The sequence below is a fragment of the Actinoplanes sp. HUAS TT8 genome (assembly GCF_051380535.1).
Classification (GTDB): Bacteria; Actinomycetota; Actinomycetes; order Mycobacteriales; family Micromonosporaceae; genus Actinoplanes.
This window is the reverse complement of the sequence record NZ_CP195646.1, coordinates 11522380-11532500: the sequence shown is the minus strand read 5'-3', so window position 1 is coordinate 11532500 and position 10121 is coordinate 11522380. Positions and strand designations below refer to the sequence as shown.

General features: G+C 68.9%; 10 protein-coding genes (1 of these 10 running past the window's edge). 2 read left to right on the top strand and 8 right to left on the bottom strand.

What is annotated here, in order from left to right; genetic code table 11:
- Window positions 1–91, top strand: the end of a protein-coding gene (gene dapE / locus ACSHV8_RS51535; protein ID WP_436537360.1) for a succinyl-diaminopimelate desuccinylase. The gene continues 557 nt to the left of window position 1, outside the view; the window shows 91 of its 648 coding nt (coding positions 558–648); its start codon lies off the left edge, out of view; the stop codon is at window positions 89–91.
- A 90-nt stretch (window positions 92–181) separates the two neighbouring features.
- On the top strand, window positions 182–901 hold the full coding sequence (locus tag ACSHV8_RS51530; protein WP_436528001.1) for a hypothetical protein: 720 nt from the start codon (window positions 182–184) through the stop codon (window positions 899–901).
- 1263 nt (window positions 902–2164) lie between these two features.
- Here the strand turns inward: ACSHV8_RS51530 and argG are convergent.
- From argG to argC, 8 genes are read right to left on the bottom strand one after another with little or no spacing between them, the layout of a single operon-like run.
- Window positions 2165–3403, bottom strand: a complete 1239-nt coding sequence (gene argG / locus ACSHV8_RS51525) for an argininosuccinate synthase (RefSeq protein ID WP_436527999.1) — start codon at window positions 3401–3403, stop codon at window positions 2165–2167.
- Window positions 3400–4296 (bottom strand): hypothetical protein, encoded by an 897-nt coding sequence (locus ACSHV8_RS51520; protein WP_436527997.1) that lies wholly within the window; start codon window positions 4294–4296, stop codon window positions 3400–3402. The genes argG and ACSHV8_RS51520 overlap by 4 nt, the downstream gene beginning before the upstream one ends.
- The gene (locus tag ACSHV8_RS51515; RefSeq protein ID WP_436527996.1) at window positions 4293–4796 is read right to left on the bottom strand and encodes an arginine repressor; all 504 of its coding nucleotides are present in this window, start codon (window positions 4794–4796) and stop codon (window positions 4293–4295) included. The genes ACSHV8_RS51520 and ACSHV8_RS51515 overlap by 4 nt, the downstream gene beginning before the upstream one ends.
- A 60-nt stretch (window positions 4797–4856) precedes the next feature.
- Window positions 4857–5795 carry an ornithine carbamoyltransferase gene (argF, locus tag ACSHV8_RS51510; protein WP_436527995.1) on the bottom strand — a complete coding sequence of 313 codons (939 nt, stop codon included), beginning with the start codon at window positions 5793–5795 and terminating at the stop codon, window positions 4857–4859.
- Complete coding sequence (locus ACSHV8_RS51505; protein ID WP_436527994.1) at window positions 5792–6946, bottom strand: acetylornithine transaminase; 1155 nt, start codon at window positions 6944–6946, stop codon at window positions 5792–5794. Before ACSHV8_RS51505 ends, argF begins: the two co-directional genes overlap by 4 nt.
- Complete coding sequence (gene argB / locus ACSHV8_RS51500; RefSeq protein ID WP_436527992.1) at window positions 6943–7809, bottom strand: acetylglutamate kinase; 867 nt, start codon at window positions 7807–7809, stop codon at window positions 6943–6945. The genes ACSHV8_RS51505 and argB overlap by 4 nt, the downstream gene beginning before the upstream one ends.
- Complete coding sequence (gene argJ / locus ACSHV8_RS51495; protein ID WP_436527991.1) at window positions 7806–8975, bottom strand: bifunctional glutamate N-acetyltransferase/amino-acid acetyltransferase ArgJ; 1170 nt, start codon at window positions 8973–8975, stop codon at window positions 7806–7808. The genes argB and argJ overlap by 4 nt, the downstream gene beginning before the upstream one ends.
- On the bottom strand, window positions 8972–9973 hold the full coding sequence (gene argC, locus ACSHV8_RS51490; protein WP_436527989.1) for an N-acetyl-gamma-glutamyl-phosphate reductase: 1002 nt from the start codon (window positions 9971–9973) through the stop codon (window positions 8972–8974). Before argC ends, argJ begins: the two co-directional genes overlap by 4 nt.
- Window positions 9974–10121: the final 148 nt, after the last annotated feature.

Genomic DNA, 10121 nt, shown 5'->3' with positions numbered 1-10121 from the left:
AGACCCGCTGCTCGCCCACACGGATGGGGAATTCGTGCCGATTCCGGAGATTCGGGCGGCTTTGCACAATCTGACTACTTGGCTGAGCTGAACGACAAGCCTTTCCCCTTGCGGTCCGCTGCTGGTTGCGGCCGCAATTGCTTCGGTACGGAGGTGGCGGGCGGCGAGTAGGTTGACGGGCGTGACCGACGCGGAGGAGACCTGGGCGGACCGCATCGTCGCCGAGTTCGGTGACGGCCATCCTGTGGAGGCGATCGCCGCGCGGTACGGGATCACCGTGGCGCAGGTGTATGCGGTGGTCGAAGGGGAGGTCGGGGCGGCCGGGCAGTCCGGGTACGGGGCGCCGGGCGGTTATTACGCGCCCCCACCCGGTCAGTACCCGCCGGGTGGTTACTATGCGCCGCCGGGTTATGGCGTGCCCCAGCCTCCGGGGTATGGGCCGCCGCCCGGCGCTCAGGGATACTACGCGCCGCCGCCAGCGCAGCCGGGGTATGGCACGCCACCACCAGCACAGCCGGAGAGCAACACGCTGCCGCTCGACCCGACCGCGCCGCCACCGGTAACGCCGCCACCCCCGATGCCGACGCCGATGCCATTGCCGTCGCCCGAGCAGGGATATCCGGCATATCCGGGATATCCGCCGCAGCAGCCTTGGGCGGCGCCCTACGCACCGCCGCCCGCCTACGCACCGCCGCCCGCCTATGTCCCGCCGGTTTACGGCCCCCAGGGCTACCCGCCCCCGATGCCGTTCCCGAACGAGGACGCGATAGTCGCCGAGTACGCCGACGGCCACGACGTCAACGGCATCGCCCAGCGGCACGGCCTCACCCCGAACCAGGTCTACGCGGTCGTCCAGCGAGTTCTGCACAACAACCCGCAGCCACCCACCACCCCCGAGTAGCCCAACGGCACCGCTGCAACACCACAGCACCGCCGCGCACCCGGACCGAATGCCGCAGAGCAATACTTCCGGCACTATCTCTTGCCGACACGAGGGCGAGCCAAATACTCCGTCCCCGCGCTGGCAGGAAAACACAGACGGGCGTATCGTGGGCGCCGCAAGGAATTACCAACCCGAAGCGCCCAACCAATATCAACAAAGAAACGACGTCAATATAATTTTCTGTAACCTCAGGCACAGAACGGTGACCCAAGCAAACCCGCCGGCATCGAACATCATCGAGTTCCACCGCTACCATCGCCATACGGTGACCAAACTTAATCAATAACGACCCACCTCGACCCAGCCGAAGCCCCAGCACCCCAAGCGACCTCGATCCCGCCCCCCACCGACGGTGGAGTTGCAGGCCGCTGAAGCGCGGCGGCAGGTTCCGAGGCCAGGCCCACAGGCCGAGTCGTCGAGGCCGCGGGCTGAAAGGCCACTGCGTCGAGGTTCGTCCGGTCGCCCCCGAGGGCGGCCGCACCCCGGACGGTTTCCGCATCCCCGAGGGCAGCCGCATCCCGGCTGGTGGGCGCGCCCCGGACGGCGGGCGCATCACGGGCGACGGCCGCGCTTCGGACGGCGGGCGCATCACGGACGGCGGCTGCGCCTCGGAGTCCAGCCGCATCCCGGACGGCGGGCATGTCCCGAACGGCAGCCGCATCCTGGACGGCGGTCGGATCCTGGAGGGCAGCCGTGGCGCGTCCGGCGGAGTCGCCCTGTCGCAGGCGACGCAGCTTCTCGGCATGGCGGCGCTTCAGACCCCAATTCCGGCGAATCTGCTGCTCGCGACGGAATTCATCACGCTCGGCCGAATAATTGCGTGCCCGGGTCCGATCGCGCATCGCGGTCGTTTCCGCTCGACCGAACAACGACAACTGCCCCATACCAAAAATTGTCTCAGACCCAAACGCCACCGTGTCAGCAAATGATCATGCCAAAATAGATCCCCAAGCGACAATCAATTGCTTGATCGACACGACAAATCCGCGACACCGAAGAGCCGCAACAATGGCAAAAGGTTCAAAGGAAGCGCACCTCACAAAGCTGGGACGCTCGCCATCGAAACGCGAGCGCCCCAGCAGAAAATCACGGGCCAAGCGCCCCGCGAAGGTCAGGAGCGCAAGCACCCACCGCGAAGCAAGCCAGCACCACAAACGCCGCGGCAAGTCAGGACCAACGGCAGGTCAGGACAGCGGCAAGTCAGGACAGCGGCAGATCAGCTCATTCCACCGGCTGCCCGGCGATCCGCGCGATCGTCCCCGGCATCGCATACATGTGCGCGAATGCCCGAGCCTCTTCCCCGGTCCAAGCCGACGACCCATGCCCGTAGACCACCCCTTGACGGGTGGCCGCATCCAGCAGGCTGTACGGGCTCTTGCTCCCCAGCAGCACAATGTTCCCCTTGTGCAGCAGGACGCGAACGGTCCCGCTGACGCGCCCCTGGCTGGAGTCCAGGAAGGCCCGGAAGTCGTCCATGATCGGGTCGAAGTAGACGGCCTCGTGGAGCAGGTCTCCGTACGTGTTCCCGAGGGTCGCCTTGGTTGCCTGCTGCCGGTTGGAGAGGACCAGTTTTTCCAGTTCGCGATGGGCGGCGATGAGGATCAGCATGCCGGGTGCTTCGAAGCCGACGCGGGCCAGGTTGCCGACCATGGTGGAGCCCATGTGGATGCCGCGCCCGACGCCGTGTTCGCCGCCGAGGACGTTGAGCGCGGACAGGATCGCGAAGTTGGGTGCGTCGTCGGCGACCAGCGAGTCACCGTCGGCGACCCGGGCGGCCACGACCTGGCCCTTTTCGAAGGTCAGGTGCAGTTCGACGCCGGCCGCGGGGGCGTCGGCGATCGACTTCGTGTAGGTCCAGGCGTCCTCGGGAAGGTAATCCCAGCTCCCGTACGTCTCCTCGCCGCCGATCGACGTACCGATGAGGCCTTCGTTGATCGAGTATTTTTTGACCTTCTCGCTGACCGCGAAGCCTCGGCTGCGCAGGAATTCCGCTTCTTCCTCGCGGACCAGGCGCTCGTCCCGGACCGGGGTGATGATCTCCAGGTGCGGCGCGAGGGCCCGGATGACCGCGTCGTAGCGGACGTGATCGGCGCCGGCGCCCGTCGAGCCGTGTGCGATCGCGTCCGCGCCGACCTCCAGCGCGACCTGCACGACTTTCTCCGCCTGGATCAGCCGCTCGGCGCCGACGCACGACGGGTAGGCGCCGTTGCGCAGGTAGTTCGCCTTGATCGCGTACGTCACGACGCGGTCGTAGAGCTCGGCGCGCGCATCGACGACGTGGTGCTCGACCGCGCCCAGTTCTTCGGCGCGGGCCGACACGATCTCGGCCTCGCCGCTGTGCAGGCCGCCGGTGTCGACGTTCGCGGTCACCACGTCCCAGCCCTTCTCGCGGAAGTCCACGAGGGCGTACGAGGTGTCGAGCCCCCCGGAGAAGGCGAGAACGATCTTGCGCTTGGTCATCGGGACAGTTCCTTCTGAAGAATCGGCACGTAGGTCTTGCCATCCTGGATGACGTGGCCGGGCGGCAGGACGTAAAACTCGGCGCGGCCGGCTTCGATCGCCCGCTGCATCTCCTGCTGGCGCTCGTAGTCGAACGGGTCGAGCAGGAACGTGGGCGCCGGGTTGAGGAATCCGGCCGGCAGGGTCAGGTCGCTCTGGTAGACGAACGAGCCCGGCGAGGTGTGGAACGGCACGGTCGCGACCAGGACTTTCAGCGCGCCGAACTCGGTGTGGACCTTGAGCGCGCTGTTGTCGTACTGGGTGACGCCGTCGAGTTTCTGCGCCCGGTAGGCGGACAGGGCGAGCGCTTTGGCGGCCTTGCCGAGCCCGACGGCCGGCATCAGCGACCACAGCGACCAGCCGACCCAGCGGCCCGGTTCGGCCGACGGCGCCGCGCAGTAGCCGCCGACCGGCACCGGACCGGTGTAGCCGCTGGCCCGCATGTCCTCCTGCACCTTGCGCAGCAGTTGCTTGACGTCGGTGTCGAACCGGAACGTGGACCGCTCGACCATGGCCGCGAACTCGTCCTGGGGCAGGCCGGCGATCAGGGCCGCGGCCGGCATCAGGATCAGGTCGACCATCACCCACTGCGGCATCGGAATGCCCCGGTCACCGAAGGCGATGCCGTTGATGACATTGAAGAGATTCAGGAATTCGCGTACGGACCAGTCGCGCTCGGACGTGTCGGTGAAGTCCAGCCAGTTCAGCTTGTAGCCGTACGGCAGCTCGTTGAGCTGGGGCCGGACCGTCTCGTTGGAGGCCAGGAAGAACTCCACGCCGAGCCCGGCCAGTTTGCCGGTGTGGTCGGCGAAGTCCGGGAACCGGGTCTCCACCGAGGGTGAGAAGGTGGTCATCGGTCCTCCTGGGTGTTGGTGTCCGCGCGGCTCCAGTTGTCGAGCTTGGCGGCGAGGGCGGCGCCCGACTCGGGCCCGTTGTCGCGGGCCACGACCAGGATCGTGTCGTCGCCGGCGATGGTGCCGACCACGTCGGCCAGGCCGGACCGGTCGAGGGCGCTGGCCAGGAACTGCGCGGCGCCCGGCGGGGTGCGCAGGACGGCGATGTTGCCGCTGGAGTCGACGCCGGTGAGCAGTTCGCGGAGCAGCCGGATCAGCCGGGCCGGGCCCTGACCGGTGGTCTCGCGCAGGGGGCGTTTGCCGTCCTCGGGGATCAGGTAGGCGCCGCTGACCTTGACCGCGTTCAGCTCCTCCAGGTCACGCGAGAGCGTGGCCTGGGTGACCTGCACGCCCTCGCCGGCCAGGAGATCGGCCAGTTCGGTCTGGGAGTGCACCGTGCGGCTGCGGATCAGTTCGACGATCCGGGCATGCCGCCCCGCGCGCGTCACCGGTGAGCTCATTTCGACGCTCCACTTCGTTCCGCGCCAAAATGATCAAAACTGAGCTTGATGATGGACTCCCTACGGTCGCCCATTATTAACCGCCAGTAACCAGCCCAGCAGGGCCTTCTGGGCGTGCAGCCGGTTCTCGGCCTCGTCGAAGACGACGCTGTGCGGGCCGTCCATCACCTCGTCGGTGATCTCCTCGCCGCGGTGCGCGGGCAGGCAGTGCAGCACGATCGCGTCCGGCGCCGCGACCTTGAGCAGCTCGGCATTGATCTGGTACGGCCAGAACGGGGTGAGCCGGTCCTTGCCGTCCTCCTCCTGACCCATCGACGTCCACGTGTCGGTGGCGATCACGTGCGCGCCGTCGGCCGCCTCGCGCGGGTCGCGCAGCACCTCGACCGAGCCGCCGGTCCACGCCGCGATCTCGGACGCGCGCCCGACCACGGCCGGGTCCGGGTCGAAACCGGAGGGGCCGGAGACCCGCACGTGCAGACCGGCGGTCGCCCCGGCCAGCAGGTACGAGTGGGCCATGTTGTTGGCGGCGTCACCGACGTACGCAAGAATTTTGCCCTTTGTGGTTCCGAATCTCTCCCGGATGGTCAGGAGGTCGGCGAGCAGCTGGCAGGGGTGGTAGCCGTCGGAGAGCGCGTTGATCACCGGCACGTCGACCCCGGAGGCCAGCTCGGCGAGCCGTTCGTCCTCGTAGGTGCGGTAGACCATGGCGCTGACGTAGCGGGAGACGACCCGGCCGGCGTCGGCCAGGCTCTCGCCCCGCCCGAAGTGCGTGTTCTGCGTGTCGACGATGATCGGCTGGCCGCCCAGTTCGGCGATGCCGGCCTCGAAGGACAGCCGGGTGCGCAGGCTGGCCTTGTCGAAGAAGACCGCGACCGAGCGCGGGCCGGCCAGGGGCGTGAAGCCGAACCGGTTGGCCTTCATCTCGGCGGCCAGGTCGAGGACGTCGGACTGCTCCTGCGGGGTCAGGTCGTCGTCGCGGAGGAAGTGGCGCAGGGTCACCGGATACCGTCCAGGGCCGCGATCAGGGCGTCGGCCTGATCGGAGGAGATGATCAGGGGCGGGGCGAGCCGGATGACGTCCGGTTTCGCGGCGTTGACCAGGAAACCCGCGTCGCGCAGCCGCGCTGCGATGTCGGCCGAGTTCGGCTGGTTGAGCACGATGCCGAGGAGGAGCCCGGCGCCGCGGACATTTTTCACGTACGGGTGGTTCAGGCCCTCGATCCCCCGCCGCAGCTGCTCGCCGATCCGCTTGACGTGGTCGAGCAGCCCTTCGCCGGCGATCGTGCGGACGACCGCGAGACCGGCCGCGCAGGAGACCGGGTTGCCGGCGAACGTGCTGCCGTGCAGACCGGGCGTGAGCAGGTCGGCGGCCGGGCCGAAGGCGATGCAGGCGCCGAGCGGCAGGCCACCGCCGAGGCCCTTGGCCAGGGTCACGATGTCCGGTTCGACACCTTCGCTCTGGTGGTGGAACCAGTGGCCGGTGCGCCCGATGCCGGTCTGGATCTCGTCCAGCACGAGCAGGGCTTTGTTGCTGGTGCAGATCTCGCGGGCCGCGCTCAGGTAACCGGGCGGGGGCACGACGACGCCGTTCTCGCCCTGGATCGGCTCCAGGATCACCATGGCGGTCTCGGAGGTCACGGCGTTCCGGAGCGCCTCGACGTCGCCGTACGGGATGTGGGTGACGTCGCCCGGCAGCGGCCGGAAGGGATCCTGCTTGGCGGGCTGGCCGGTCAGCGCGAGCGCCCCCATGGTCCGGCCGTGGAACGCGCCGTTGGTCGCCACCACGTGGGTGCGGCCGGTGAGGCGGGAGATCTTGAAGGCGGCCTCGTTGGCCTCGGCGCCGGAGTTGCAGAACAGCACCCGCCCGGGGCGGCCGGCCAGCGCGAGCAGCAGCTCGGCCAGGGCGATCGACGGCTCGGAGACGTAGAAGTTGGAGACGTGACCCAGCTGCTGGATCTGCTGGGTGACGGCGGCGACCACGGCCGGGTGGGCGTGGCCGAGGGCGTTGACCGCGATGCCGCCGAGGAAGTCGACGTACTTCGTGCCGTCCTCGGCCGTGAGCACCGCGCCCTCGCCCTTGACCAGGCCGATCGCCGGGGTGCCGTAGTTGTTCATCATGGACTGCGACCAGCGCTCGGACAGCGTGCTCATGAGGGGACCACCATGGTTCCGACTCCTTCTTCCGTGAAGACCTCGAGCAGCGTCGAATGGGCGACCCGGCCGTCGACGACGTGCGCCGAGGGGATCCCGCCGCGCACCGCGCGCATGCACGCCTCCATCTTGGGCACCATCCCGGACTCCAGGGACGGCAGCAGTTTCTCCAGCGCGTCGGCGTCGATCTCGCTGGTCAGCGACGACGTGTCCGGCCAGTTCGTGTACAGGCCGGGCACGTCGGTCAGCACGACCAGCTTGCGGGCGCCGAGCGCGACCGCGAGGGCCGAGGCGGCGGTGTCGGCGTTCACGTTGTGCAGCACGCCGTCGGCGTCCGGCGCGACGGTGGCGATCACCGGGATGCGACCGGCCGCGATCAGGTCGTCGACCGCCGACGTGTCCACCTTGTCGACGTCGCCGACCAGGCCGATGTCGACCTCCTCGCCGTCGATCAGGGCCCCTCGGCGTACGGCGGTGAACAGCCCCGCGTCCTCGCCGGAGAGCCCGACCGCGTGCGGGCCGTGCTGGTTGATCAGGCCGACCAGTTCGCGGCCGACCTGGCCGGTGAGCACCATCCGGACGATCTCCATCGTCTCCGGGGTGGTGACCCGCAGGCCGCCGCGGAACTCCGATTCGAGGCCGACGCGCTTGAGCATCCGGCTGATCTGCGGGCCGCCGCCGTGCACGACGACCGGCTTGATCCCGACGTGGCGCAGGAAGACCATGTCGGCCGCGAAGGCCTGCTGCAGCGTCGGATCGATCATGGCGTTGCCGCCGTACTTGATCACGATCGTCGCGCCGTGGAACCGCTCCAGCCACGGGAGCGCTTCGATCAGGATTTCGGCCTTTTTATGCGCCTTCACGAGGAATATGCCGAATTCTCGTGAACGTAGGCGTGGGAAAGATCGGTGGTCCAGATGGTCGCGCTCATCTCACCCTCGCGCAGGTTGATCACGACCTTGACGTCGCGTCCGGAGAGGTCGACCTTGTTCCGGTCCTCGGCCGCGGCGCCGTTCTTGCACACCCAGACACCGTTGATCGCGACGTCGATCCGGTCCGGCTCGAACGCGGCCGTCGTGGTCCCGACCGCGGCCAGGATCCGCCCCCAGTTCGGGTCGTTGCCGAAGAACGCGGTCTTGACCAGGTTGTTCCCGGCCACCGTGCGACCCACCAGCACCGCGTCGGCCTCGCTGGCCGCGCCGGCCACCTCGATCGCGATGTGCTTGGTGGCGCCCTCGGCGTCGGCGATCAGCTGCTGGGCCAGGTCGTGGCAGACCTCGGTGACCGCGGCGGTCAGCTCGGCCAGGGTCGGCTGCCGGTCCGAGGCGCCGCTGGCCAGCAGCAGCACGGTGTCGTTGGTGGACATGCAGCCGTCGGCGTCGATCCGGTCGAAGGTGACCCGGGTGGCCGCGCGCAGCGCCGCGTCCAGGGTCTCGTTGTCGGCCGAGGCATCGGTGGTGATCACCACGAGCATGGTGGCCAGGGCCGGGGCGAGCATGCCGGCCCCCTTGGCGATGCCGCCGACCGACCAGCCCTCACGCTGGGCGACCGCGTTCTTGGCGACCGTGTCGGTGGTCATGATCGCCTCGGCCGCCTTCGGGCCACCGTCCGCGGCGAGCGCCTTGACCGCGGCGTTGACGCCCGGCAGCAGCTTGTCCATCGGGAGCAGCTCGCCGATCAGGCCGGTCGAGCAGACCGCGATGTCACCGGGGCCGATCATCAGCTTCTTCGTCGAGCGCAGCACCGACGCGGTGTGCTCGGCGGTGGCGTGGGTGTCGCGGAAACCCTGCGGGCCGGTGCAGGCGTTGGCGCCACCGGAGTTGAGGACGACCGCGCGGATCACCCCGCCCTTGAGCACCTGCTGGCTCCACAGAACCGGCGCGGCCTTCACCCGGTTACCGGTGAAGACGGCCGCGGCCGTGTAGTCGGGGCCGTCGTTGACGACCAGGGCGACGTCCGGGTTCCCGCTGGTCTTCAGGCCGGCGGCAACACCAGACGCTTTGAAGCCCTTGGGGTGGGTAACAGTCACGGGGCCACTCCGAAGACGCTGAGGCCGGCCGTCTCCGGCAGGCCGAACATGATGTTGGCGTTCTGCACCGCCTGGCCGGCGGCGCCCTTGCCCAGGTTGTCGAGCGCGCTGACCACGATGATGCGGCCGGAGTCGACATCGACAGTGGCCTGCAGGTGGCACGAGTTGGAACCGGACGTGGCGGCCGTGTGCGGCCAGGCCCCCTCGGGGAGCACGTGGATGAACGGCTCGTCCGCATAAGCCGCCTGGAGCGCCTCGCGCGGGTCGCCGCCGTTGCGCCGCTTGGCCGTGATCGTCGCCAGGATGCCGCGCGGCATCGGCGCCAGGATCGGCGTCATCGACAGCGAGGCGGCGCCGGTGGCCTGCTTGATCTCGGCGACGTGCTGGTGCCGGCCGACCTTGTAGGGCGACAGGTCACCCATGATCTCGCTGGCCAGCAGGTTCACCTTGGCGTTGCGCCCGGCGCCGGACGTGCCGGAACTGGCCACCACCACCACGTCCTCCGGGTCGGCGACGCCGGAAGCGATCAGCGGGGCCAGGGCCAGGATGATCGTGGCCGCATAACAACCCGTGTTGGCGACCCGGTCCGAGCCCTGGATGGCGGCGCGGGCACCGGGCAACTCGGGCAGCCCGTAGGTCCACGTGCCGGCGTGGCCGCCGCCGTAATAGCGCGTCCACTGCTCGGCGCTCTCCAGCCGGAAGTCGGCGCCCAGGTCGACCACCCTCGTACCCGGTTTCAGCTGCGCCGCGACCGACGCCGACTGACCGTGCGGCAGGGCGAGGAAGACCAGGTCAGCGTCACCGAGCGTCTCCGCGTCGGTGGTGCCGAGCGTCAGATCGAGCCCGGTCAGCTGAGGATGGACGGACGTCACGTGCTGGCCGGCCTGGCTGTGCGCGGTCGCCGCGATCAGGTCGAACTCGGGGTGCCCGGCGAGCAGGCGCAGCAACTCCCCGCCCGCGTATCCACTTGCTCCGGCGACCGCTACCCGGACTCCCATAAGAACACCTACCTCCGCATGACTATGCAAAGAACCGTATCAACTCGCATTGCCGACGGCAACCGTGGCGTGCCCGGAGTCACGATCGCGCTTGAACGGGCGTCGCACCGGATAAATACGGATTTAGTGGGTCAGGTGCCGTCGTCGG

Coding starts and splice junctions, on each gene's coding strand:
- argG (WP_436527999.1), bottom strand. CDS start 3,403: ATGACCAAGCGCAAGATCGTTCTCGCCTTCTCCGGGGGGCTCGACACC.
- ACSHV8_RS51520 (WP_436527997.1), bottom strand. CDS start 4,296: ATGACCACCTTCTCACCCTCGGTGGAGACCCGGTTCCCGGACTTCGCC.
- ACSHV8_RS51515 (WP_436527996.1), bottom strand. CDS start 4,796: ATGAGCTCACCGGTGACGCGCGCGGGGCGGCATGCCCGGATCGTCGAA.
- ACSHV8_RS51505 (WP_436527994.1), bottom strand. CDS start 6,946: ATGAGCACGCTGTCCGAGCGCTGGTCGCAGTCCATGATGAACAACTAC.
- argC (WP_436527989.1), bottom strand. CDS start 9,973: ATGGGAGTCCGGGTAGCGGTCGCCGGAGCAAGTGGATACGCGGGCGGG.